Genomic DNA, 23,523 nt, shown 5'->3' with positions numbered 1-23,523 from the left:
AGGCATCACCACAGCATCAAGGCCCGCGCGAAGCGAATCACCACCGCCAGCAATAATAACAATACACCCGCCCGCTGCGCCTTGAACTCCGCCACTGACAGCGCCATACCGCGGGCCCAGAAACGGGCCACGCCACGCCAATCTCCGGTGCGATGCCAATAGTGCGCATAGGCACCCAGGACGATCAACAGGCCCAGGGTCAACAATGTGGTTTCCAAATACACCATGGTTTACCGCTCCTTACCAGCGCCGCTCAGCCCTTTTCCACCAGCCGGGTGTACATCAGCGCGGCCGTGGTGGCATCACCACGAGCGCTATGCCGGCCCATCACCGGAACCCCCAGATCCGCCGCCACCTGCTCAAAACGCAGATCCGCCACCTGCTCGGGCTGGCGATGACGCAGACGTTTCTGATAGAGACTGCTCAATTCGATACGGCGATTGGGCAGTTCAAAGCCGAACAAGGCTTTCGTATAACGATTAAGAATGGCCATATCGAAGCTCAGACACCAGCCTACCAGAGGCCGGTTATCAATAAAGGCGAGCAACTCTTCCAGTACCCGGCGGACATCGCCGCCTTCACGTAAATCCACCGGCCGCAAACGATGAATGCGAATCGACGTGGCATCCAGAGAGGCCGGCGCCTGAACATGCAGATTCAACGCAGCGCCCGCCCTCACTCGCCCGTGACTGATGGGCACCGCCGCCACCGACACCAGTTCCGCGCGGCGAACATCCAGTCCAGTGGTTTCGCAATCAATCGCCACCAGCTCATCCGAATCCGTCGGCAACTCAAACAGATGAGAGAAGGGCCCGTCGCCGTGCCGGTGGCGTTGCCAGATGCGCTTCAAGGTATGCATGATTCGCTACTCCGGATTCAGTGCTCAAGATTCAGTACTCAAGATTCAGTACTCAAGATGGAAACGCCGACTCAGACTCTTCTTGAAATCGTTGACCACATGTAAAGCGTCGCGCAGCATATCCCGCTCCAGGGACGACAAACCGGCGACACTGATCTGATTGCCGGAATCCAATGCGGCTCCGGGTTCGGACATGAATTTGATCTGCTGCCGCAGCCGCAGCTCCGAGAACACCGCCAGCGCTCCACCAAGATCATCGGCCACTTCCGCCTCCAGATGACCGGCATCAACCAGACGTGCCATTCTGCCCAAGGTGCTGGTTTCCCGTATGCGATAACGCACACTCAGCGCCCGCACTCCATGAATCAATGGAAAAACACCCCCCTTCTTGATATCCAGGGTCTGGTCACGGGTTTTGAGCGTACCGAACAAAGTCAGCGGCGTGGCGAAATGCAGAACGGGACGGGCAAACCGGGACAACAGAATTTCATCGTGGCTGCAGTGCTCGAACAGCAAGTCCCGCAAACGTTCCACCAAACGCACCTGCCCCGCCACCGGATGAGTATCGGCCAGAATCGCCAACCGCATCATCGCGGCGTCATCGCCTTGTCCCACCCAACGCCGGATACGCCGGCGCCAATCAGTCAACGTACCCACCCACTCCGGATTCGACACCATAATGCCGCCGGGGCAGCGGGGGTAGCCCAGGCGCACCAGCGTGTCGGTGAAAGCACGGGAAAGATCGCGCAGATCCGGCCAGTTCAGGCCCTCTTCCAGAATCAGGCCGTTATCCTGATCGGTTTTCAGTATCTGCTCGCCGCGCCCTTCGCTGCCAAACACCATAAGACAACACTGCATCGCCCGTGTCCGGGGCATCAGAAACTCAAAGGCACGGGCAATAATACGGCCGTTGAGCGCCGCCATCAGCTCCATGGCGAAGCGCATGCGCACGCCCTGAGCCATCAGCGCCTGCACCAGCTCCGGCAGACGGGCGCTGGCCAATACCAGGGCATCCATATCCTCCGCCCGTTCCACTTCCAGGCCCACTACATAGGAGCGGCTGGAAAAGAAACTGAGTACATCCGGCAATTCCACCACGCCCAAAGCTCGGCCCTCCGCCATCACCACCACCCGGGTCACCTGGTGCCGGGTCATGCGCACCAGAGCGGCGAACAAAAATTCATCCAGATCAACGGTTACCAGAGAAAACGATGCCAAGCCCACCGCCGGGCTTCGCGGAGTCAGCCCCTCCTCCACCAGGCCACGCAGCAAATCGGTTTTGGTGATCACCCCGACCCGGCCACTGGCTTCCAGTAACAAGCTATCGACACCATGCCGGGTCAACTCCGTGGCCGCGTCGCCGATAGTGCCATCCGCGGGCAGCAATACCGGCTCACGCATGCACTCACTAACCCGAGCCAACATGAAGCCGGCCAGGGTGACACCGCCTTCACGCCGCTCCGCCAGCAACTGGCTCTTGGCCGCCAGTCTCGCCTGAAAGTAATCCGCGAAGGCGGGTTCTTCGTTGCACAGAGCCTGAAACAGCTCCGCCGGAATCAAATAGCAAAGCGCTTCTTCCTCCACCTTGAACCGATAACGGCTGGTGCCGTTGAAGACGGTGATGGCGCCGAACAGATCATCATCGGTATAGACGGCAATCCGCGCGGACGTCTCCGGAGCACGGGGGTCCAGTTCCACCACCACACCTTTGTGAACCACATAGACATAGTCGGTAGCGTCACCGGCGTCGAGAATCACGGTACCGGCGGCCAGAAACGTCATTTCCACCGCCTGGCCCAAACGCTTACGACCCTGTTCACCCAACAGGGAAAACGGCAACTGCTCGAAATTCAGGTCCACCTTTGCCCTGCCCTGTTTATGAAAAGAAGGGGCGAGGCGCACTGCGCCCCGCCCCCCATTATCGTTCCTGATTCTGTGATCAGTGTTGTGCCGCCGCACCCGCGCCACGAGGCACTCGAATATCCTCGACAATATGCTGGATGTGCTCCGGCGGTGCCTGGGTAACCCGGGATACCGCGAACGCCACCACAAAGTTGAGGATCATGCCGACGGTGCCGATCCCTTCCGGAGAGACACCGAACAACCAGTTATCGGCTGTATTCAGTTCCGGTGAGATGAACTTGAAGTAGACGATATAGGCAAAAGTGAAGGCCAGCCCCACCAGCATGCCGGCAATCGCCCCCTCCTTGTTCATGCGTCGATAGAAGATACCCATCAGAATCACCGGGAAGAAACTGGCCGCCGCCAACCCGAAGGCAAAGGCCACCACCTGGGCGACGAAACCCGGTGGATTAATGCCGAAGTAGCCGGCGATAATAATGGCGACGACGGCCGCGAGCCGCGCCGCCAGCAGTTCCTGCTTCTCGGTGATCCCGGGTACCAGCGTTTTCTTCAAAAGGTCATGAGAAATGGCCGACGATATCACCAGCAACAACCCGGCCGCCGTCGACAAGGCCGCGGCCACGCCGCCGGCCGCCACCAGGGCGATCACCCAGGCCGGCAAGTTACCGATTTCCGGGTTGGCCAGAACGATAATGTCACGGTCGATGTAAACCTCCGAGGCATTATCGGTGGGGGTATTGGTCAGCACGCGTTCCCCCTGTGCACCGGAGGCCTCCTCGCGGGAGCCGGAGAAAGTCGGCTTGCCTTGGAAGGGGTCGCCCGCGGCCATCTGCACACGGCCATCGTTATTCTTGTCCATCCAGCCGATCAGACCGGAGTTCTCCCAGTTGTAGAACCAGCCGGGCAACTCCTTGTATTCGGTTCCATTCACGGTTTCGATCAGATTAGTGCGCGCGAAGGCACCCACCGCCGGAGCAGAGGTGTACAGCAGGGCGATGAAAAACAGGGCCCAGCCGGCACTGATCCGGGCATCGCGCACACGCGGCACGGTGAAGAAACGCACGATAACGTGAGGCAGACCCGCGGTCCCGCACATCAGGGCGGCGGTGATGAAGAACACATCGATGGTGGATTTGCTGCCGTCGGTATAAGCGCCGAAACCAAGATCCTGAACCACCTGATCCAGACGCTCCAGCAGATAAACGCCAGTATCGTTACCGGAGGCATCCAACACGGTGGCGCCAAAGCCGGTTTGCGGCAGTACGTGCCCGGTCATCATGATGGACAGGAACACCGCCGGCACCAGGAAGGCGAAAATCAGCACGCAGTACTGTGCGACCTGAGTGTAGGTAATGCCTTTCATGCCGCCCAGCACGGCGTAGAAGAACACGATGGCCATGCCGATGACCACGCCGATGTTCACATCCACTTCCAGGAAGCGGGCGAACACGATGCCAACACCACGCATCTGCCCGGCTACATAGGTGAACGATACGAATATCACACAGATCACCGCCACCGTCCGGGCAACGTTGGAGTAGTAACGGTCACCGATGAAATCAGGTACGGTGAACTTGCCGAACTTGCGCAGGTAAGGCGCCAGAAGCATCGCCAGGAGGACATAACCGCCGGTCCACCCCATCAGGTATACGGAAGCGTCGTAACCGGAGTAGGCAATAATCCCGGCCATGGAAATAAAGGACGCGGCGGACATCCAGTCCGCCGCCGTGGCGGCACCATTGGCCACCGGGGAGACACCGCCGCCGGCCACGTAGAACTCCTTGGTGGAACCGGCCCGCGACCAGATGGCAATACCGATATAGAGCGCGAACGACGCGCCCACGAAAATATATGTCAGAAGCTGGACATCCATACTCTTATCCTCATTGTTATCGAGCTGGTTTACTGCTCGTCCACGTCGAATTTCTTATCCAGTTTGTTCATGGAATGGGCATACATGGTGATCAGTATCAGGAACACATAGATCGATCCCTGTTGCGCAAACCAGAAGCCGAGTTTGAAGCCGAAGAACTGGATGGCATTCAGTTGATCCACGAGCAGGATGCCGAAGCCGTAAGAAACAACAAACCAGACAACGAGATAGGAGAAGATCAATCTCAGGTTGGCGGCCCAATAGTCGCGGGCGTTTTTTTCTCTCATTAGTTAACCCCTTTCCCAGTGACGATGACTGCACTGACAGCGGCACCGCCAGCCCGGCTTTCATCGCACAGGCACGGACGGTCCGCATCTAAGAGCCTGTTCATGATCTATACGCCGCCGCGTTGCTGCTGGAAAAGCCGCCAGAGGGCGTTGGGGACTGCAGGCTCTGGTGGGCCAAAGTCAAAGGCCACAGCGTCCTCTGGCGGCTTTTCCAGCGCAACCCGAAGGGCCGGGTCCCTTTTGCCGCCAGACCGCGATTACGCTTGTTTATGTAGAACGACTACACCGCACAATCGAAATCACGCCCTGACGACACTTTCCACCAGGAGAGAAGGGAACTCCGGCGCGGTGGCGTAGAGATCATGAACAGGCTCTAAGATAAGAGACTAAACAAAGCCGGATGGCGCGACAGTATGACTTTAGTCGAAGGGCGGAGCCGGCGGCGCTAGTCGCCGGCGTCCGCATAGGCGGGAAAGTTCAACGTGAACGTGGAGCCCTGACGCACCACGCTCCGGCACTGGATCTCGCCATTGTGTTTGTCTATCACCGTCTTCACGAAGGCCAATCCCAAACCCAGGCCGGTGGCCATATTGTCGGCATCGAAACGGCGATAGCTTTCAAACAGATAGGGAATGTCGTGACTGGCGATGCCGATCCCCTGATCGCTGACCTGGCAAATGATCCGGTCACCGCTTTGTAGAACCGACAACGTCACCACGCTTCGGGGCGGGCTGTATTTGATCGCGTTCTCGAGCAGATTGAACACCGCCCGTACCAGGAACCCCTGATCTCCCCAAATCGGCCCGCCGTCATCGTCAAGGTTGTCGCTTTCCAAACGGATGCCTTTGGCCTGGGCCAAGGGCCAGGCCCGGTCCAGTGCATCCATGGCGATATTGGCCAGCAGCACCTCCCGGAAATCCAGCGCGCCAAACTCCACCTTGGCCAATTGCATGAAGTCCTCGATCATGTCCAGGGCGGATCGTACCTGGCGCTCCAGGCGCGCATGAAATTCCTGAGCCGGCAACGCCGCGGTACCGTTCTGCATATCGAGCAGGGCCAACATGCTGGCCTGCGGCGCCTTCATGTCGTGGGACAGAAACCGCAACATGTGCGCCCGCTGTTCCGCCGCGCGGCGTTCGCCGGTCATATCCACCAGGCTGATCAACCAGCCGGCATCCAGCGTAATCGCCGTCCACAGCGGCGCGACTTCAATACGATAGTGATTTCCCCAACGATCAAAAAAAGCCTGACCATGCCAGTGACGCACATCGGCGAAGCGCCCTCCCTCGGAGAGGAATACCGGCACGGCATCCGCCGGCACCACCGTCAGCAACGCATCCCGCAACTTCCAGCTCTCCACTCCCGCGGGATTACCCACCAGCCAGCGCGCCTTGCGATTGGCCGCCTTCACCTTGGCTTCGCCATCCACCAGGAAAGTCACCACTGGTAAGGAATCCAGCACGTCAGTGACGAACCGGCGAGAAGCACGCAACTGCTGCACACCGGCTTCCAGGGCCATGACGCGGCGATGCAGTGTACTGCCCCAACGCATACCGGAGGAGCCTCCGGCCTCCGGCACCATGTTCGGCTCGCTGCTCAGTGACTCGATCTCGGTGCTGAACCAGCGCAGGATCACGCTCTGGCTACGCCATTGCCACAACAGATAGAACAGCACCAGCCCCATTAAAGACGCCGCCGGAGGCCACCAGATTCCCAACCGCAAAGCCAGCGCGCACGCCGCCATGGTCAGTGCCACCATCAACGCCATCAGAGCATGGACATAGCGCATACGCGACACCAGCAAGGCGATCATCAATGCCAGCACCGGCACCATGGACAGCAATATTCGCGTGGCTTTATCCAACTCGGTAATGACATAGCCATCCATCAAAGCGTTCAGCAGGTTGGCCTGGATTTCCACGCCGGCCATGGTACCCATCCGGCCCGATACCGGTACCGCATAGCGATCCCCCAGACCGGAGGCGGTGGCGCCGACCAGCACGATCCGGCCCCTCAGCAGTTCGTCCGGGACCTCGCCCAGCAGCACACTGCTGTAGGACACTCGGGGAAACACTCCGGGCGGCCCCCGAAACGGCACCCGAACCAGGTGGTCCCGATGCCAGGAAGGCGTGTTGTGAATCGATTGGATTTCCTCACCCGGCATGGCCATCCCCGCGGCCAGGCCCTGGCCCACGAGAGCATCGAACAGCGCCCAGGTAAGATGCGGCACCACCTGGTCGATGACGCCCTCGCACAAATACAGACGTCGCACCTTGCCGTCCATATCCGCCTCCACATTAATGTGGCCTATGCCGGCGGCATTATCGGCGATGTCCGGCAATGGCGGATAAACCACGGGAGGCGCCCCCGGTGTCGCCATGGGAGCGCGCGCCAATGGCACATAAACATTGCCGGCACGGGCCATGGCTTCGCCCAGGCGCCGGTCCGCCCTGCCGTCGTCTTCCGCCTCCAGAAAAAGAATATCCATCATCACGGCCTGCACACCGGCCTCATGCAAGCGGTCCACCAACGCCGCGTGCACCAATCGGCTCCAGGGCCAGCGCCCTATCTCCCGAAGGCTGCGGTCATCCACGGCGACAATGAGGATGTCGTCGTTCACCGGCTGGTCCGACCAAGCGATCAAGCGGTCATAGACCGACGCGTTGAGTTGTACGAAGTCACGGCTCGCCAACCAGCCAGTAGCGGCCAGGGCGATCAGGAGCAACAGGCCCCATTGAAAAAACAGGCGGCGAAATAACGCCTCGCTGGTCAGTATGGACATCGGGACAGCTTGCTTAAAAGGAGAATCGAAAAACGAGAGGGCCTAACGATGAGCACCCACCCCGCGCAGGAAAAACACATGATGCGCTTCGCGCCCTTCAATGCCATTGGCATCGACGGCCGACAAGCGGACATGGTACGCCCCCGCGGGCACGTCCTCGACTTTGAACTCACCATCATCCGACACCGCTTCACGTACCAGCTCGATGAAATCGCTGTCCCTGGACATCTGCAGCCGGTATTGGATAGCTCCCGGCAACGGCTCGACCCTGGCATGCAGGACACCGCCGGCGCCACGCCAGTCGGGCAGCAAGGTGGGCGCGGGCAACAGCGCCACTCTGGTCAGCCGGCCGCGGCTGTCCAGACGCCCCCCCTCACCTTCACGCACCCGGCCTTGAGGCCGCCCATCATGGCTGATCGCCACTGCCCCGCGCAGCACACTGGTGGTAGCGCCGCCAGCCTGTTCACGCACACGAAAATGGGTGCCACGCACACCGATGATACCTACCGGGGTTTCCACCTGGTAATGCTCCTCACCAGGGCGGGGGGTGACCTTGGATTCCACCGCGCCACGTTCCAGGCGGACGCGAACAATACCCTGCTCACGCTCTTTGATGAACCGGATCCGGCTGCTGGATGGCAAAACCACCTGGGAGCCGTCCTCCAGACGCAGGGATACAAAAGCGAAAGGACCGGTAACCACCGACTGACCTGCACCCAGTTGCATGCCGGTCAGCAGAGGCCGCCGATTTCCATCGACGTCCTCGGCCCAGACCTCACCTTCCAAGTGAAGCACATCGATACCCAAAGGACTGTTCTCCTCCAGTATCAGCTTGGTGTCGGGTTGCAAGTGGTAGGGGTCGGAAAGGTGGTTGAGGTCACGCACACGGCGCCAGGCCCGGGCATCCCCAAGATAGGCTTCGGCGATGTCCCAAAGCGTATCGCCGGGACGAACGATGTAGTATCTCGGCGAAGGCGGTGACTCCGCGGCAGTCCGTGGCTCCGTGGCAGTCTGCGGTTGCGCGGCAGCCATAGTGCCAGCGAACAGCAGTCCGCCGAACAAGCCGCCGATCACCCCATGTCTTATGCCCACCGTCCGTGGCGGCCATCCTCCGGGCCGCCGCTGAAGCGACATTGAAAATTGCCCCCGGCATTTTTTTTTCACGCCTTGCATGGTCCACCCTCTTCAGCAGGCCCTGTCCTCGGGCCGAGTCGGCGCGTTCCCTCGCTGTTGGCGTTGGAGTCAGTTGTATTCGATGGTGAATGTAGCGATCGCCCGGGTTTCACCGCCGTTGACGATGGGAGCGGTCTGGTAATAACGGGCCTTCAGCGGCAGTTGGAATTGATGGTCCCCAGGCGTCACCGTACCCAGTTCGACACGCTCGCCGTTGGCGATGGGCGAGGAAGTACGGTTGTCCAGCAGCTGGATGCCCACGCCACTGGCGGCTTCGGTGCCACCATCGATCTTGATTACTCCGGCGGCGCCACTGGGATCCGGGGTGTACCCGAAAGACAGCTTCACCGTGTCCTGGCCATTGCTGGGGCCGACACAGGACAATCCCACCTGGAACTCCTTCTCCGTATTGGTACTGCCAACGCCGGAAAAAACGGAACGGGACACCGTGCCGAAGTCCACGGCGATATTGCGGGACCCCATATCCACCTCGCAGGCGGAAGAGACGATGGTGATCGCGCTGGCGTCCAGGTACGAGGTGAGGATCGGAGTCCCTGAGCCAGACCCATCCGCGTAGTAAGTTGTGTACTGGCCGGGAGCCAGCGTGCCTGACCCGGTTTGATTAGCGATCTTGATAATTTCTACGCGAAAATACCCTTCGGACAACCTGCCCCTTGAGCTGTTAAGACGCAAATCATGCGGATATACCACGGTCTGGCTAAGGCCTGCGATGCGCCGTGAAAGACGAATCCCGATACCATCCACCTGGGTCGTATAGATATTCGGATCATAGCTGCTGGGATTACCAATCAAGGTCCGCCCACGCATATATCCGCCCCCCCCATAACAGCGCACCGCATCTTCTCTGGCGCCAATGGGGAACTCTTGCATCGCCAGAACCGTACCGACCGGCACATTCGGTGTAATCGTCACCTGCCCCATTCGCATATTGATATTCTGGACACTGGTTTCGACATAACAGGCCGCTCTGGCCGAAATGGACACCATCGACAATACCAGGACCACAATCGAAGCAACGAACCAATTAGGTATGGACACTTTATTCACAACGGGCCTCCAGATGATGGTAGGCGCGGGCCGCGCTTGCGTCCTGATCGGACTCCGGCACGCGATAGTCGATGTCACAGCTCTGGTTCGCTTCCTCGCCCCACTTGACGCTCAGACGGCCGCTCTCTTTTTCCGTACGCAGATAGACCCGGCCGCTCTGGCCCACCAGCCCCACCGGCTGACCGGCCTCGTCGTACACTTCGGCGCCGAATGGAACCGGTTCACCATCCGGTCCTTTAGCCTTGATCAGCAGCGCCTGACCGCTGACGGTATCGAAGGTGAGCTTGGCCACGGCCCCGGCGTAGGGCGCCACTTGCTGGCTGCTGGTCTTCAGTTCCACTTCGGTGGACATGTCGTTGGGATCCAGCGTCACCGAGTTCAAGCGGTAAGGCGAAACGTACGGCACCACCGCGTAGCCGCGTTTATCGATGCGCACACCGGACATGTTGGTCACGCGAGCCCCAGCGGCCGCCGGCGCTTCCACCAACACCATGGTTTCACCGCGCTGAGGCGTCAGCGTCACGCCGCCGCTGTGCGCCACCATGCTGCCGCTGACACCGGCCCCCATCTGCGTAAAGTTGTCGTTATGGCTGTAAGAGGCCCGCAGCGTGGCATAGGGCGCCCGGTATTCACCGCTGAGTTCACCGGTGGCGCCGCTTTGATCCTGGTGGCTGACCGCCACGTTATAAGTCATGTTGCCGTCCACGCCGGTACTGCCGGAGACACCCAGACGGCTGCTCTCGTAGGCGCTGTCACGCATGGTTCCGGAGCCGATCAGGCTGGCGTTGCCGGCCACGTTGTCCAGCGGCACCGAGAAGTTGAAGTTGTACTGGGTGTCGTCGTAGCCAAATTCGTCCTCGGTCTTCAGCGCCGAGAAACCGTAGTGGAAGGGCCCGTAGTTGTTGTTGTACCCCACTTGGTATTGCGTGGTTTCCCCTTCGCTTTTCCAGTAATCGCGAACGGAGCCGGTGAAGTACATCGCCCCCCAACCAGCCCCCAGGGTCTGATTCACGGTGAGCTGGAATTCACTGCGCTGACGACGCACCGCATCGAAGCCCAACTGACGATCTTCGTAATCGTGGGCGATGATGGCGTCACGCAACCCCAGGTAACCGGAGGTGGAATAGCGGTAGGCCGCCACCGTCACATTGGTACCGGTATCGGGCATGAATTTGCTGTAGCCCAGCTTGTAGCTCTGACCATTGCGATCGCCATAGCGATCGAACCCGGTACGGGCGTGGGTGACGTCGGCGGAGAAGGCACCAACGGGCGTCCCCACCGCGACACCGGCCAGCCAGGCCTGATAGTCATCACTGAACGTGGCGCCGGTATAACCGGTCAGCCGGTTGGTCAGGCCCTTTTGATAGGTGGCCTGCATCAGCCAGGGATCATCGTCCAGGCTGGTTTCGCGTACCTTGCCGGCGGTGGCGCTGTAACGGGAGATGCCCGGACGCAACATCTGCGGCACGGAGGCAAAGGGCAGGCTGAAGCGGCGGATACGACCATCCGCTTCGGTAACGGTGACCTCCAGGTCGCCGCCATAACCGGTGGGGTAGAGATCATCGATAACAAACGGCCCCGGCGGCACCGTGGCCTGGTAAATCACCTGACCGTTCTGGCGTACTTCCACGATCGCGTTGCTTTCCGCCACGCCACGAACGGTGGGCGCATAGCCGCGCAGCGAATCCGGCAGCATGCGATCATCGGACGCCAGACGGGCACCGCGGAATCCCATCGAATCGAACAGGTTACCTTCAGTGTAGGCGTCGCCCACTGTGACCATGCCGCGGATCGACGGAATCGGCCTGCGCAGATAGGTGGCGGTGTTCTGCCAGTCAGTGCCCTGCCCATCACGGCGTGACACATTGGAATCATGCCGCAATTGCCAGGCACCGATGTTGATGCCGCTGTTGAGCATCAAGTAGGCATTGTCGTAGGTGCTGTCATTACCGCCGTAATGGGTTTCGGTACGCAGCGCGTTGAAGTTGTAACTCAGGAAGCCGGCATTGATACCCGGATCCCAGAACGCCGGATCCACATAGCCACGTGCGCTGCGGCGCATATTGGCTTGCGGGATACTGATATCCAGACGCATGTTGCTGCTGTCGAAACGGGCCTGGGCGCCCGGCAACCAGCCTTCCAGGGAGCGGCACTCATCGCTCAGCGCGTCACCGACTCCCTCAATGGTGCTGACGTCCACGCCATAGCCGGACAGCATGCTCAGGGTAAAACAGGTGTGCGCGTTGATTTCGCCGGGGGCGGCGCGAAAGGCCAACTCATTACGGCCTTTCCAGGAGCCGTTGACGTAGACATCCAGATAGTAGTCGCCCGCCAGTGTCGGGTTACCCTGGGCGTAACGGGAAACATCCATATCCTTGGCGGCACCGCGAAGGAAATCACTATTGAAGGAGGCCGCCGCCACCTGAGTCTCGGTTTGAGCCAGCACGGCCGGCGTCCAAGTCAGCAGAGCCAGGCCACCAAGCAGTTGGGCAGCGGCACTCCGACCGGTAATCCGGCGCGACACAACGCACTTTTGATTCATGAGACACCCCGCGTCCATTTTTTTTGTTCAGGCGTTTTTCTATCAACGGCCCACCGGCACATCCCGGGCCACCCGACCACCGAAGTCATTGATGGTGGTCATGCGCACCTGGCCAATCGCGGCCGGCGCATTAGCGGGCAAGGGGAATTCCAGGCTGCTACCGGGGGCGATCATGCCCTCGTCCACGGGCACCGGTATCAGCGCGCTTTCTCCACGGAGAATTTCCAGACGGCTGACGGTGATGTGGTAAGGCGTGGGGTTTTTTGCTTTGAGTACCGCTTGCCCGCCGGAACGGGACAGGTACCACTGCAGTTTTTCCGGAGCGTCGTTGGCTTTACCGCTCAACCCCTTGGGCCGGTAAAACAACTTGATGCGCGAGCGAACCGCCAACTGCAGGAAATTCTGGGGGATCCCCTCTTCGGCCTTCGGCGCCGGCGGAATGTCGAGCACATTCAGCCAATACACGGACTCACGGTCTTCCTGCGGCGTCTTGCCACCGGTAAAGGAAATTCGAAGAACCTGACCGCTGCCGGCTTCCACGCGGGAAATCGGCGGCAGTACGATGAAAGGCACATCGCTTTGTTCCGGAGCGGCGTCGGCGTCGCCGGCGTCGATCCATACTTGCACCAGGGCCGGGTTTTCGCCGTCGTTGGTCAGTTGCACCGAGACTTCACGATCGCCACCGGGATAAATCACCCGGGTACCGCCGATCACCACGGCGGCCTGTGAGGCAACGCCCGTGACCAGCAAGGCGAATGACAACAAACAAAGGGAAAAGCGCTTCATAGCCACCACCCGAAACCTGGAAGAACAGACAAGAAGGTATCCGGGGCCGGCAAGCCGGCCCGCGGAAACCATGGGGATTACTGATAGATAATGGTGTACTGAACGCTGGTGGAGACGTCGCCGGCGCCGGTGGCGGCGGTGGCGTAGTACTCGGCGTAGTAGTTCAGGTCAGCGCCGTCACCTTCGTTGGCAACCGTTACCCATTGGGAGTTGGTTTGCGCACCGTTGGCACCAGCGGCCAGCACCGGCAGGACGAGGTTGTTCTCACCCAGCAGCTGGATTTGAACGTTGGTGGCACCATTGCTGGCGGCGTCGATCTGGTTATTCAGACGACCGGTGTTGAAGTCCACGGTGGGACCCGGTTCGAAGTAGGTCGCCACTTGCCCAGCGGAGCAGTTGGACAGGTTGATGGCGAAAGGCGTACGACCAGCAACTTCACCGGCAGCGGCCAGCGTCTGAGCCGACACGGTCGGCAGGGTCACGGTGAAGTCGGTGCCACCCGGGGTGGTGATTTCACAGGTTTGGTCGGTGATTTTACCGTTGAAAGTAATGGTGCCGTCCGCGGCGAGAGCGGAACCAGCGCCGGCCAAGCCGAAAACTGCCAGAGCAATAGCGGTTTTATTCATTTTCATAACAGATGCATCCCATCCTGATAACGTATTTTGGGACCGGCACGCCTGTTCGGGAGCCGTTCCGCGGCCTTGCGGCCTACCACCCTGGGACTTTGCCCGGCGGGTTCAGTACCAAGCGCCATCAAGAAATGCGATTATGTGACGTGGTCGGTAGACTGCGGGGCGGGAGAATGGGTTGGGAGCAACAAACAAACAACAGTCCGAAACCATTGTTCATATTCTGTTGACAGTTGTTTTATATTTATCACGGAATATACGATTAAATACTTACAATTGAAAAACAATTTAATGCTTTAACATCAGACTCTTTCTTTCCATTTATTTAAATAAGCATAAAATGCATTAACAATTTTTGCCTTATCGTGGATGACTTTATCGATTCACCGTCCTAACATTCCGCCCGGGCGAAGCCGCCCCGGACACGCCTGATCCCGCCCTGTTGCAAAGTGCGCCAGAGGGCGTGGATGCAAAACATTAATAAAAATAACGCTTTGATCCCCCGCTGCGGCCCGGGTCGGATAACAATTCGTACAGGCGTGCCCGAAAATTTCGTCGGCGCCAGGGAAACATGACTCCATATAACAATGCACCGTGTCACTTGAGAGGGAACAGGGACCATGCATATCGCCATACTGGATGACGAGCCTGCTGTACTGGCCCAAGTCAGTCAGGCCCTGACTGGTCCATGGGGGCGCCATAAAATCACACTGAAGATTTCCACCTTTTCCAGTTGCAAGGAATTGATCCAGGCGACAAAACGCCACACCTTCGACCTGGCCATTCTCGACTGGGAGTTACCGGACGGCAGTGGACTGGAAGTTCTGACCTGGTTCACTTCGTACCTGGAATCACCCCCTCCGGTGATCATGCTCACCGTGCGCAACAGCGAACAGGACGTGGTCGAGGCCCTGACAGGTGGCGCCGAGGATTTCATCAACAAGCCGTTCCGGGCGCGGGAGCTGAAAGCACGGGCTATCGCCGTGCTACGCCGCCGCAATGGCCCCTTGAGTGTGGAGAAAGGACGAGAAGAAGACCCCAGCCACGGCAACATCGTGTTCGATGTGAATCGTCAGACCCTTCACCGAGAGGGTCAGCCGGTCAAGCTGACACACCAGGAATACCGGCTGGCCTTCCTGCTATTCAGCAATCTTGGCCGCCCATTGGCCCGAGCGTATCTGTACGAGTATGTCTGGGGTAAAGACGAGCAGTTCTCGTCACGCACACTGGATGTACATATCTATCGTGTCCGCCGCAAGCTGGGGCTGACCCCGGAACACGGCTGGCAGCTCAATGCTGTCTACGGCTATGGTTATCGCCTGCAGGAAGCCGACCCCTCCGCCGCTTAGCGCCTGTCAGCCCTGGGACAGTGGCAAGCCGCTGCCTTCCCACTCCGTGTACACCAGCACCGCCCCGCCCGTCGTCAGCGCCCGCTCGAACGCGTCACGCACCGCCGGCCGGGCCTGGTGCAACTGCCCTTCGATGAGAACCCCATCCCGGGCGACGAGAACCTCGACCCACCCATGTTCCCTGGCCACCCGTTCCATGCGCGAATAATCGTGGTACCCACAGAGGCGGTATTGGCGGGAGAACACCATCAGCGGCTGCCAGGCCCCCACCCAGTTCTCTTGCGTCTCCTCACCAACAGCGAGAGCACAACCAATGAACACATGGATCTCGTAGGTGGAATTGGCGCCCACCATCGCTCTGCCCCTCTCTTATTATTGTTTGCTGTCGGCCGGGCCGACTTTCCTATCCAAAGGGAACGGCGGAGGGAAATAAACCGCCCGAAATAAGGGGACAGAAAAAAAGCCTGGAATGACCCGAATGAACCGGCCTCTGCGGTCCAGAGAAGAGGGAATTGAGGTGAGACGAGCGGGGAGAAAGAGCCCCCGCCGGTACCGCAAGCGAGACGCCATAGGGAAAGGAGATCAGAGGAAGAAGCGGCTTGCGGCGGCCAGCGGGCATTTCACTATAGGCGCCCCATCGGAGCCTCGGAAGCCCCCTGTTAGACCTATTTGGAATCAATGACGCCTGCTCATTCCCGGCCCCGATCAGGGCTTTTCAGCGCGTCGCCAACTGCTTTGAATTTAAAGGAAAAAGCACTTCTCCCACCAAAGCCCGAGCGGCCTCTTGAGGATGACCTGAAAGCGCGGGATAGTGATTGCCACGGGATCTCGTGAAAGCGTTCCATACGCCCTAATTCGCTTATCAACCACCACCGGGGAACATCATGACAACCTACCAGGGCCGCTGTCTTTGCGGGCAGGTCCACTTCCGGATCTCCGGCCCGTTCAAGCAGTTTCATCTTTGTCATTGCAGCCGCTGCCGGCACGCCACCGGAAGTGCTCACGCCTCCAACCTCTTTATCGGCAATGACCAGATCGAATGGCTGGCCGGCGAAGAGCGGATACAACGTTTTGACTTGCCGGAGGCGCAGCGCTTCGCGCGCGCATTCTGCCGCCACTGCGGCACGCCGGTGCCGCATCAAAGCCGGGACGGCAACGGCTTCATCGTCCCCGCCGGCAGCCTGGATCAGGCTCCGGACCGGCGGCCAGACGACCACATTCATTTCGACAGCCGCGCCCCCTGGTATGACGGCACCCTGCAAGCCCCCCGATTCTCCGCGGCACCGGGCTCACCACCACCAATTGACCCGGCCTGACACCTCCGTTAACGTTGCGCCGCCCACGGAGGAAAACGATGGCCAAGCAAGTCCCGCAATTGGAAGAATCCCTGGATAATCTGGAAGCCCTGGTGGAACGCATGGAATCCGGCGAGATGACTCTGGAAGAGTCGCTGGGCGCTTTCGAGGAAGGGGTAAAACTCACCCGCCAGTGCCAACAGGCGCTGTCCCGGGCCGAACAGAAAGTACAGATCCTCCTGGAACAGGACCCGGACGCCGAACCGGCCCCCTTCGAGGCCCCCGATGGCCAGTGACAATCTGGGCCTGGGGTCTTTCGCCGACGACGCCCGTACCCGCCTGGAACAGGCGCTGCGCCGCTATTTGCCGGAACCCGCCACCAGCGATGCGCCGCGCCTCGCCGAGGCCATGCGCTACGCAGCCCTGGCCGGCGGCAAGCGGATCCGTCCACTGCTGGTCTATGCCGCCTGCCAGTTGAGCGGAGGTACACCGGAACAGGCCGATGCCCCCGCCACCGCGGTGGAACTGATCCACGCTTATTCGCTGGTACACGATGATCTGCCAGCCATGGACGACGACGACCTGCGCCGTGGCCAACCTACCTGCCATCGAGCCTTCGACGAGGCCACCGCGATTCTCGCTGGCGACACCCTGCTCACGCTAGCATTCGAGCTGCTTGGCGACGCCGGCGATTACCCCGCCGCCACCCGGGTCGGCATGGTACGCACCCTGGCCGGGGCCGCCGGAGCCGCCGGCATGGCAGCGGGCCAGATGCAGGACATGGAGGCCGAGGGCCGCTTGCAGCAGGTCAGCGCCCTGGAACGCATGCACTATCTGAAAACCGGCCGTTTGATCACCGCCAGCCTGCACCTGGGATATCTGGCGGCGAACCGCCCGGACCCGGCCCTGGAGCAGGCTCTGCTGGCCTTCGGCGACGCCATCGGCCTGGCGTTTCAGATTCAGGACGACATCCTTGATGTCACCGTGGATACCGCGCAGTTGGGCAAACCCAGTGGCTCGGATGAAAAACAGGGTAAAAGCACCTTCCCCGCCCTGATCGGTCTGGAGGCCAGCCGCGAACGGGCCCAAACCCTTTGCCAGCAGGCCCGCGGGCACTTGCAGGGTCATGGTGAAGCGGCCCGTCCGTTACTCGATCTGGCCGACTACATCATCCGCCGCGGTCACTGACGGGGTCGCCTCAACCCCGCTATAATGACGTTTTTCCGCACCCGCGGCCTTGACCGGCCACTGGCGGCGGAACATCGCAGCTCCGTTCAGAGGCAGTTATGCCAAAGACCTTTACCGACATCCCGCTCACCCGCCCGGCCACGCCGCTGCTGGACAGCATCAACGCACCGGCGGATTTGCGCCGGCTGGCACCACACCGGCTCGAGCAACTGGTGGATGAATTGCGTGCCTACCTGTTGTTCGCGGTGGGCCGCAGCGGTGGCCACTTCGGCGCCGGCCTCGGCGTGGTGGAGCTGACCGTGGCACTGCACTATCTGTTCGATACGCCCCATGATCGTCTGGTCTGGGACGTCGGCCATCAGTGTTATCCGCACAAGATCCTCACCGGCCGGCGGGAGGCACTGACCTCCATTCGCCAACAACATGGACTGTCCGGCTTTCCCAAGCGTAGCGAGTCCCCCTACGACACCTTCGGCGTGGGGCACTCGTCCACCTCGGTCAGCGCGGCGCTGGGCATGGCTCTGGGCGCCCGTCAGGGGGACAAGGACCGGCGTACCGTGGCGGTGATCGGCGATGGCGCCATGACCGCCGGTCAAGCGTTCGAGGCCCTCAGCCACGCCGCGCACACCCGCGCCAACCTGCTGGTCATCCTCAACGACAACACCATGTCCATCGGCCACAACGTGGGCGGTCTGGCCAACTATTTCGCACGCATCTGGGCCTCCAAGACCTATATCGCGCTGCGCGAAGGCGGCAAGAAGGTGCTGTCGGCAATGCCGGCGGCCTGGGATTTCGTGCGTCGCACCGAGGAGAGCATGAAGAACATGGTGAGCCCGGACATGCTGTTCGAGGCCATCGGTTTCAATTACATCGGTCCCATCGACGGCCACGACCTGGACGAGCTCACCGCCACCCTGGAGAACATGCGCGACCTGGAAGGGCCGCAGCTTCTGCACGTGTACACCACCAAGGGCAAGGGCTTCGCTCCCGCCGAGGCGGACCCGGTGGGCTACCACGCGCTCAACAAGATCGAACCCAAAGCCAAGGTGGAAGTAGCCAAACCGGCCAAGGCCAAGGGCCCGAAGTATCAGGACGTGTTTGGCCAGTGGCTGTGCGACATGGCCGAGCGCGATCCGCGCGTGGTGGGGATTACCCCGGCCATGTGTGAAGGCTCGGGCATGGTGGCGTTCCGTGACCGTTTCCCGGACCGCTATCACGACGTGGCGATCTGCGAACAACACGCGGTGACGTTGGGCGCCGGTCTCGCCTGCGAAGGTCAGAAGCCGGTGGTGGCGATCTATTCCACCTTCCTGCAACGGGGCTACGACCAGTTGATCCACGATGTCGCCCTGCAAGAGCTGGATGTGACCTTCGGCCTGGATCGCGCCGGCATCGTCGGTGAGGACGGCGCCACCCATGGCGGCGTTTTCGATCTGGCCTACCTGCGCACCGTGCCCAATATGGTGATCGCCGCGCCCAGCGATGAAAATGAATGCCGGCAACTGCTCTACACCGCCTGGCTGCACCAGGGGCCGGCGGCGGTCCGCTATCCACGCGGCACCGGCCCCGGCGCCGTCATTGAAGACACCATGACACCGCTGCCGCTGGGCAAGAGCCGGGTGCTGCGGGAAGGCAAGGGACCGGTGGCGATTCTGTCCTTCGGCGCTTTGGGCGAAGCCGCCCGGGAGGCCGGCGAGGCCCTGGACGCCACCGTTCTTGATATGCGCTGGGTCAAGCCACTGGACCGCGACGCGATCCTTGAGGCCGCCGCCAGCCATACGTTGCTGGTCACCTTGGAAGATCATCAACGCATGGGCGGCGCCGGTTCGGCGGTTAACGAGCTGCTGATGGACGAAGGCGTGGTGATGCCGGTGCTGAATCTGGCGTTACCGGATGAATTCGTCCACCACGGCAAGCGGGAAGCGTTGCTGGCCGACCATGGCCTGGATGCCGCCGGGGTCGAGCGCCGGATTCGGGACCGCTTGCAACGGCTGGACGCGGCCCTGCCCAATCGGGCGTAAGCGCGGCATTCGCTGCCAAGGCAGCTTCCCACAGAAGGGGCCACGGAGCCGCTGCAGGAGCTTGCCTGCAAGCGAGCATCCCAATGCCAGCGACCGTATTCGCCAGCAGGCTGGCTCCCACAGTTTGCCCCACAAACGGTCACCGCAAAGGGGAACACCGCTGCCATACGGCGCGAAACAACCACAGCACCGCCAGCGCCATCACCCCGGCGAACAGATCATCCGCGACAATACCCCAACCGCCGGGCAAAGCGTGATCCGCCCAGCCCACCGGCCCGGCCTTGATCACATCGAAGAGACGGAACACTACAAACCCGGCGGTCCCCCACCACCAGCGCCGGGGCAGACCGGCCAGCGCCAGCCACAGGCCGGCCCATTCGTCCCAGACCACGGCCGACGGATCATGCAGCCCCAACTGACCGCTGGTACTGCCGCAGATCCACACTCCGGCCAGGCTCAACGCCAATACCAACAGCAAGTACCAGGGCATCGGCAAACGCGCCAGCCACCACCACAATAGCAACGCCAATGCGCTGCCGACGGTGCCCGGGGCCACTGGCGACAGCCCCGAGCCGAAACCGAAAGCAAACCAATGGACCGGATTGGTGATATCCATCTAGATATCCATACCGCTAAAAATGACGCCAGCCGCCGGGTTCCGCATCGCTCACTCGCCCATCGGGATAATGCAATCGCACCCCCGGGACATCGGTGATCCGGCCGATAGCCCGGGCCCCTGCCGGGACCGCGACACCGGCCGGCCAGGTAAACAACAGCCCATAATCATCGCCGCCGGACAGCTGCAGCGCCCAGCGGTCTTCCGCCTCCAGCGCTGCCAGTTCGTCGTTTACCGGCAGGTCCGCCAGCACCAGCTCCGCCCCCAGATCACCGCTGGCGCTCAGAATATGCCCCAGATCCTGCAACAGACCGTCGGACAGATCGAGAGCGGCGCCGGCACGCCCCATCAGGGCCGCGCCCCACTCCAGCGCGGGGCGCGGGCGGGCAAAATGCCGCGCACTTTGCGAATCACGAATACCGGCCTGCCAGTGACGCAGCCCCAGCCCGCCCAGCCCGGGCACGCCGGTCACCGCCAGGGTTTGGCCCGGCCGCGCGCCATCGCGGCGCAACGCGCGCCCCGGCAATACCGAGCCGGTGGCTTGAATGGCAATGTTCAAGGGCCCCCGGGTCACGTCACCTCCCACCAGAGAGATGCCGACCTGATCGGCCAGCTCGAACAAGCCGGCGCTGAAATCGCGTAACCAGTCCGGATCGGCTTCCGGCAAGGTCAGGGACAACAGAAACCAGCGGGGCGTGGCCCCCATGGCGGCGAGATCCGACAGGTTCACCGCCAGGCAGCGGTAGCCGATATCGGCGGCGGGCATATCCTCGGGAAAATGACGGCCGGCGACACTGGTGTCCAGCGTCATCACCAGTTGCTCACCAGTCGGGGGCGACAGCAGGGCGGCGTCATCGCCGGGGCCGAGGACCACGTCCTCGCCCTGGCGATGATGAAAGTAGCGGCGGATGAGAGCGAACTCGTCCATGCCGACTCCTGTTCATGAACGAAAGATCAGGAAAGCAGCGTCAGGAGGGCGGCTGATCGTCAGGCGCGGCACCGCCGGGCCGGGTTTCCGCCGCGCGCGCCCGGCGGGCCAGCTTGTCCAGAACCCCATTGACGTACTTGAAGGAATCATCGGCACCGAACACCTTGGCCAGCTCGATACCTTCGTTGATCACCACCCGATAAGGCACGTCCAGGCGTTCCCGCAGTTCGAAGGCGCCAATCCGCAGGATCACCTTCTCCACCTGGGACAACTCTTCCACCCGACGGTCCAGAAAGGGCCTCAGCGATTCGTCCAGATCAGAGACCCGGGCAGGCACGCCGTGGAGCAGATCATGAAAATAGCTTCGATCGACCTTGCTCATGTCGTTCTGGGCCAGAAACTGAGCCTCGATATCGCTCAGCGTGGTCCCCGCCAGTTGCCATTGATACAACGCCTGCAAGGCGTAACGCCGGGCTTTGCGGCGGGCAGCGGGGGTGGAGGACGAAGCGGGAGTGGTCATTAAAGGGCCTTGAACAGAGAAACCATTTCCAGGGCGGACAGGGCAGCTTCCGCGCCTTTGTTGCCCGCCTTGGTACCACTGCGCTCGATGGCCTGTTCGATGCTGTCCACGGTAAGGACGCCGAACGCCACCGGCACACCGGTGCTGTTTTGTACCGCGGCGATGCCTTTGGCGGCTTCACCAGCGACGTACTCGAAATGCGCGGTACCACCGCGAATCACCGCGCCGAGGGCGATGACGGCATCGTAATCCCGCTTCTCCAGCACTTTCTTCACCGCCACCGGCAACTCCCAGGCCCCCGGCACGCGAATGATTTCAATATCGGCGCGTTCCACGCCATGCCGCACCAAAGTGTCCACGGCGCCGGCCAGCAGCGCTTCCACCACGAAGCTGTTGAAACGCGCCACCACCAGGGCATAACGGCCGCCCACATTGCTCAAAGTGCCTTCAAAGGTTTTGATGTCTTGCATGATTCCATCCTGCTAATCCCACCGCACCAGGTAACGCCGGTGCTTACGGTGGTGTCTACTGATGGCCAGACGCTGGACGCCCGACGCCTGACGCTTTTGCGGTTCAGCGTCTCGCGTCCGGCGCCTCGCGTCCAGCGTCTACTGTTCCGCGTCCACGTATTCCACGATCTCCAGGCCGAAGCCGGACAGCGCGTTGAACTTCATTGGCGAACTGAGCAGGCGCATTTTACGCACCCCCAGCGCGGTGAGAATCTGCGAGCCGGTGCCGATGTTGCGGTAGGCCCGGGACTGCCCCTTCGGCTGCGTGGCGGTGCCGTCGAAAAACGCCTCGATCCGATTCAGGGTCGGCGCCGCCGACTCGTCGTCCTGACCAAGAAGGATCACCACCCCGCACTCCGCCCGGGACACGGCATCCAGCACCCGGTGCATGTTCCAGCCGGTACGGCCGTCGATCTTGGCGCTCATCAGATCCCGCAGCGGGTCCACCTGATGCACCCTGACCGTCACTTCCCGGTCCTCGGTGATCTCGCCTTTCACCAGCGCCACGTGTACGTGCCCGTCCACCGTGTCGCGGAACGCCACCAGGCGGAAGTCGCCGTACCAGGTCGCCAGCGGGTGCTCACTGACCTGTTCCACGGTCTGTTCATTGAGGGCGCGGTACTGGATCAGGTCAGCAATGGTGCCGATCTTGAGGCCATGCTCCTGGGCGAACGCCTCCAGATCCGGCCGCCGGGCCATGGAGCCGTCTTCGTTCATCACTTCGCAGATCACCCCCGCCGGCTCGCACCCCGCCATCATCGCCAGATCACAGGAGGCCTCGGTGTGACCGGCACGGCGCAACACGCCGCCGGGCTCGGCCATCAGCGGGAAGATATGCCCGGGCTGGACGATATCGGACGCCTTGGCATCGCGGGCGGCGGCGGCCTGCACGGTGCGCGCCCGGTCAGCGGCGGAAATACCGGTGGTAACGCCTTCACGGGCCTCGATGGAGACGGTGAACTTGGTGCCGAAACCACTGCCGTTGGCGCGCACCATGAGCGGCAGATCAAGTTGCTCGCAGCGCTCCTTGGACATGGGCATGCAAATCAGCCCGCGCCCGTATTTCGCCATGAAGTTGATCGCCTCGGCGGTCACGTGCTCGGCCGCCATCACCAGGTCGCCTTCGTTTTCCCGGTCTTCATCGTCCATCAGGATCACCATTCGGCCCTGACGGATATCCTCGATCAGTTCTTCAACGCTGTTGAGCTGCATAAAAATTCGCCTTCAAGCTGACA

The 23,523-nt window shown here is 61.3% G+C and carries 22 protein-coding genes; 5 read left to right on the top strand and 17 right to left on the bottom strand.

The window, feature by feature from the left end; all coding sequences use genetic code 11:
- Positions 1-5: 5 nt before the first annotated feature.
- From MA04_RS08505 to MA04_RS08455, 11 genes are all read right to left on the bottom strand, one after another.
- Positions 6-227: a hypothetical protein gene (locus MA04_RS08505; RefSeq protein ID WP_163125389.1), complete on the bottom strand. Its 222-nt coding sequence runs from the start codon at positions 225-227 to the stop codon at positions 6-8.
- Between the two features lie 26 nt (positions 228-253).
- On the bottom strand, positions 254-859 hold the full coding sequence (locus tag MA04_RS08500; RefSeq protein ID WP_163125391.1) for a 3'-5' exonuclease: 606 nt from the start codon (positions 857-859) through the stop codon (positions 254-256).
- 45 nt (positions 860-904) lie between these two features.
- A complete protein-coding gene (locus tag MA04_RS08495) occupies positions 905-2,719 on the bottom strand; it encodes a DUF294 nucleotidyltransferase-like domain-containing protein (protein ID WP_262460111.1) in 1,815 nt (604 codons plus the stop codon).
- A 79-nt stretch (positions 2,720-2,798) separates the two neighbouring features.
- Positions 2,799-4,595, bottom strand: a complete 1,797-nt coding sequence (locus MA04_RS08490) for a sodium:solute symporter family protein (protein WP_262460110.1) — start codon at positions 4,593-4,595, stop codon at positions 2,799-2,801.
- A 29-nt stretch (positions 4,596-4,624) separates the two neighbouring features.
- Positions 4,625-4,882 carry a DUF4212 domain-containing protein gene (locus MA04_RS08485; protein WP_163125396.1) on the bottom strand — a complete coding sequence of 86 codons (258 nt, stop codon included), beginning with the start codon at positions 4,880-4,882 and terminating at the stop codon, positions 4,625-4,627.
- Between the two features lie 445 nt (positions 4,883-5,327).
- Positions 5,328-7,664: a CHASE2 and HATPase_c domain-containing protein gene (locus tag MA04_RS08480; protein ID WP_262460109.1), complete on the bottom strand. Its 2,337-nt coding sequence runs from the start codon at positions 7,662-7,664 to the stop codon at positions 5,328-5,330.
- 42 nt (positions 7,665-7,706) lie between these two features.
- The gene (locus tag MA04_RS08475; RefSeq protein WP_158549015.1) at positions 7,707-8,756 is read right to left on the bottom strand and encodes a FecR domain-containing protein; all 1,050 of its coding nucleotides are present in this window, start codon (positions 8,754-8,756) and stop codon (positions 7,707-7,709) included.
- A gap of 150 nt (positions 8,757-8,906) precedes the next feature.
- Positions 8,907-9,905, bottom strand: a complete 999-nt coding sequence (locus MA04_RS08470) for a fimbrial protein (RefSeq protein ID WP_163125402.1) — start codon at positions 9,903-9,905, stop codon at positions 8,907-8,909.
- Complete coding sequence (locus MA04_RS08465; RefSeq protein WP_262460108.1) at positions 9,898-12,447, bottom strand: fimbria/pilus outer membrane usher protein; 2,550 nt, start codon at positions 12,445-12,447, stop codon at positions 9,898-9,900. Before MA04_RS08465 ends, MA04_RS08470 begins: the two co-directional genes overlap by 8 nt.
- 42 nt (positions 12,448-12,489) lie before the next feature.
- Positions 12,490-13,233 carry a fimbrial biogenesis chaperone gene (locus tag MA04_RS08460; protein ID WP_262460107.1) on the bottom strand — a complete coding sequence of 248 codons (744 nt, stop codon included), beginning with the start codon at positions 13,231-13,233 and terminating at the stop codon, positions 12,490-12,492.
- Between the two features lie 77 nt (positions 13,234-13,310).
- Positions 13,311-13,865: a fimbrial protein gene (locus MA04_RS08455; RefSeq protein ID WP_316252590.1), complete on the bottom strand. Its 555-nt coding sequence runs from the start codon at positions 13,863-13,865 to the stop codon at positions 13,311-13,313.
- A gap of 617 nt (positions 13,866-14,482) precedes the next feature.
- On the opposite strand from MA04_RS08455, the gene MA04_RS08450 reads away from it, so the two are divergent.
- Positions 14,483-15,211: a response regulator transcription factor gene (locus MA04_RS08450; protein WP_262460106.1), complete on the top strand. Its 729-nt coding sequence runs from the start codon at positions 14,483-14,485 to the stop codon at positions 15,209-15,211.
- Positions 15,212-15,217: 6 nt separating this feature from the next.
- Here the strand turns inward: MA04_RS08450 and MA04_RS08445 are convergent, their stop codons facing one another.
- Positions 15,218-15,565 (bottom strand): hypothetical protein, encoded by a 348-nt coding sequence (locus tag MA04_RS08445; RefSeq protein WP_163125412.1) that lies wholly within the window; start codon positions 15,563-15,565, stop codon positions 15,218-15,220.
- Positions 15,566-16,095: 530 nt separating this feature from the next.
- Between MA04_RS08445 and MA04_RS08440 the strand changes: the two genes are divergently transcribed.
- From MA04_RS08440 to dxs, 4 genes are all read left to right on the top strand, one after another.
- Positions 16,096-16,527, top strand: coding sequence for a GFA family protein (locus MA04_RS08440; protein ID WP_163125414.1), 432 nt, complete (start codon positions 16,096-16,098; stop codon positions 16,525-16,527).
- A gap of 38 nt (positions 16,528-16,565) precedes the next feature.
- Positions 16,566-16,802, top strand: a complete 237-nt coding sequence (locus tag MA04_RS08435; protein WP_063140326.1) for an exodeoxyribonuclease VII small subunit — start codon at positions 16,566-16,568, stop codon at positions 16,800-16,802.
- Complete coding sequence (locus tag MA04_RS08430) at positions 16,792-17,694, top strand: polyprenyl synthetase family protein (RefSeq protein WP_063140327.1); 903 nt, start codon at positions 16,792-16,794, stop codon at positions 17,692-17,694. Before MA04_RS08435 ends, MA04_RS08430 begins: the two co-directional genes overlap by 11 nt.
- 98 nt (positions 17,695-17,792) lie before the next feature.
- Positions 17,793-19,715 carry a 1-deoxy-D-xylulose-5-phosphate synthase gene (gene dxs, locus MA04_RS08425; RefSeq protein ID WP_063140328.1) on the top strand — a complete coding sequence of 641 codons (1,923 nt, stop codon included), beginning with the start codon at positions 17,793-17,795 and terminating at the stop codon, positions 19,713-19,715.
- Positions 19,716-19,854: 139 nt separating this feature from the next.
- Here dxs and MA04_RS08420 read toward each other — a convergent pair whose 3' ends face one another.
- From MA04_RS08420 to ribBA, 5 genes are all read right to left on the bottom strand, one after another.
- Positions 19,855-20,331, bottom strand: coding sequence for a phosphatidylglycerophosphatase A family protein (locus MA04_RS08420; RefSeq protein WP_262460105.1), 477 nt, complete (start codon positions 20,329-20,331; stop codon positions 19,855-19,857).
- 16 nt (positions 20,332-20,347) lie between these two features.
- Entirely contained in the window at positions 20,348-21,259 is a 912-nt protein-coding gene (gene thiL, locus MA04_RS08415) for a thiamine-phosphate kinase (RefSeq protein ID WP_262460104.1), read from the bottom strand.
- Positions 21,260-21,299: 40 nt separating this feature from the next.
- Positions 21,300-21,779 (bottom strand): transcription antitermination factor NusB, encoded by a 480-nt coding sequence (gene nusB, locus MA04_RS08410; protein ID WP_055099755.1) that lies wholly within the window; start codon positions 21,777-21,779, stop codon positions 21,300-21,302.
- The gene (gene ribH / locus MA04_RS08405; RefSeq protein ID WP_014993227.1) at positions 21,779-22,249 is read right to left on the bottom strand and encodes a 6,7-dimethyl-8-ribityllumazine synthase; all 471 of its coding nucleotides are present in this window, start codon (positions 22,247-22,249) and stop codon (positions 21,779-21,781) included. The genes nusB and ribH overlap by 1 nt, the downstream gene beginning before the upstream one ends.
- 138 nt (positions 22,250-22,387) lie before the next feature.
- The gene (ribBA, locus tag MA04_RS08400; RefSeq protein ID WP_163125421.1) at positions 22,388-23,500 is read right to left on the bottom strand and encodes a bifunctional 3,4-dihydroxy-2-butanone-4-phosphate synthase/GTP cyclohydrolase II; all 1,113 of its coding nucleotides are present in this window, start codon (positions 23,498-23,500) and stop codon (positions 22,388-22,390) included.
- Positions 23,501-23,523 lie beyond the last annotated feature (23 nt).

The organism is Alloalcanivorax balearicus MACL04, assembly GCF_025532145.1.
Lineage (GTDB): Bacteria > Pseudomonadota > Gammaproteobacteria > Pseudomonadales > Alcanivoracaceae > Alloalcanivorax > Alloalcanivorax balearicus.
Note: the sequence above shows the minus strand (reverse complement) of the source record. Positions and strands in the feature narration are given on the sequence as shown.

What these genes read in the sequence shown, in the direction of transcription:
- MA04_RS08505 (WP_163125389.1), bottom strand. Translation starts at nt 227, where the DNA reads ATGGTGTATTTGGAAACCACATTGTTGACCCTGGGCCTGTTGATCGTC.
- MA04_RS08500 (WP_163125391.1), bottom strand. Translation starts at nt 859, where the DNA reads ATGCATACCTTGAAGCGCATCTGGCAACGCCACCGGCACGGCGACGGG.
- MA04_RS08490 (WP_262460110.1), bottom strand. Translation starts at nt 4,595, where the DNA reads ATGGATGTCCAGCTTCTGACATATATTTTCGTGGGCGCGTCGTTCGCG.
- MA04_RS08485 (WP_163125396.1), bottom strand. Translation starts at nt 4,882, where the DNA reads ATGAGAGAAAAAAACGCCCGCGACTATTGGGCCGCCAACCTGAGATTG.
- MA04_RS08480 (WP_262460109.1), bottom strand. Translation starts at nt 7,664, where the DNA reads ATGTCCATACTGACCAGCGAGGCGTTATTTCGCCGCCTGTTTTTTCAA.
- MA04_RS08465 (WP_262460108.1), bottom strand. Translation starts at nt 12,447, where the DNA reads ATGAATCAAAAGTGCGTTGTGTCGCGCCGGATTACCGGTCGGAGTGCC.
- MA04_RS08460 (WP_262460107.1), bottom strand. Translation starts at nt 13,233, where the DNA reads ATGAAGCGCTTTTCCCTTTGTTTGTTGTCATTCGCCTTGCTGGTCACG.
- MA04_RS08455 (WP_316252590.1), bottom strand. Translation starts at nt 13,865, where the DNA reads ATGAAAATGAATAAAACCGCTATTGCTCTGGCAGTTTTCGGCTTGGCC.
- MA04_RS08450 (WP_262460106.1), top strand. Translation starts at nt 14,483, where the DNA reads ATGCATATCGCCATACTGGATGACGAGCCTGCTGTACTGGCCCAAGTC.
- MA04_RS08445 (WP_163125412.1), bottom strand. Translation starts at nt 15,565, where the DNA reads ATGGTGGGCGCCAATTCCACCTACGAGATCCATGTGTTCATTGGTTGT.
- MA04_RS08440 (WP_163125414.1), top strand. Translation starts at nt 16,096, where the DNA reads ATGACAACCTACCAGGGCCGCTGTCTTTGCGGGCAGGTCCACTTCCGG.
- MA04_RS08435 (WP_063140326.1), top strand. Translation starts at nt 16,566, where the DNA reads ATGGCCAAGCAAGTCCCGCAATTGGAAGAATCCCTGGATAATCTGGAA.
- MA04_RS08430 (WP_063140327.1), top strand. Translation starts at nt 16,792, where the DNA reads ATGGCCAGTGACAATCTGGGCCTGGGGTCTTTCGCCGACGACGCCCGT.
- dxs (WP_063140328.1), top strand. Translation starts at nt 17,793, where the DNA reads ATGCCAAAGACCTTTACCGACATCCCGCTCACCCGCCCGGCCACGCCG.
- MA04_RS08420 (WP_262460105.1), bottom strand. Translation starts at nt 20,331, where the DNA reads ATGGATATCACCAATCCGGTCCATTGGTTTGCTTTCGGTTTCGGCTCG.
- thiL (WP_262460104.1), bottom strand. Translation starts at nt 21,259, where the DNA reads ATGGACGAGTTCGCTCTCATCCGCCGCTACTTTCATCATCGCCAGGGC.
- nusB (WP_055099755.1), bottom strand. Translation starts at nt 21,779, where the DNA reads ATGACCACTCCCGCTTCGTCCTCCACCCCCGCTGCCCGCCGCAAAGCC.
- ribH (WP_014993227.1), bottom strand. Translation starts at nt 22,249, where the DNA reads ATGCAAGACATCAAAACCTTTGAAGGCACTTTGAGCAATGTGGGCGGC.
- ribBA (WP_163125421.1), bottom strand. Translation starts at nt 23,500, where the DNA reads ATGCAGCTCAACAGCGTTGAAGAACTGATCGAGGATATCCGTCAGGGC.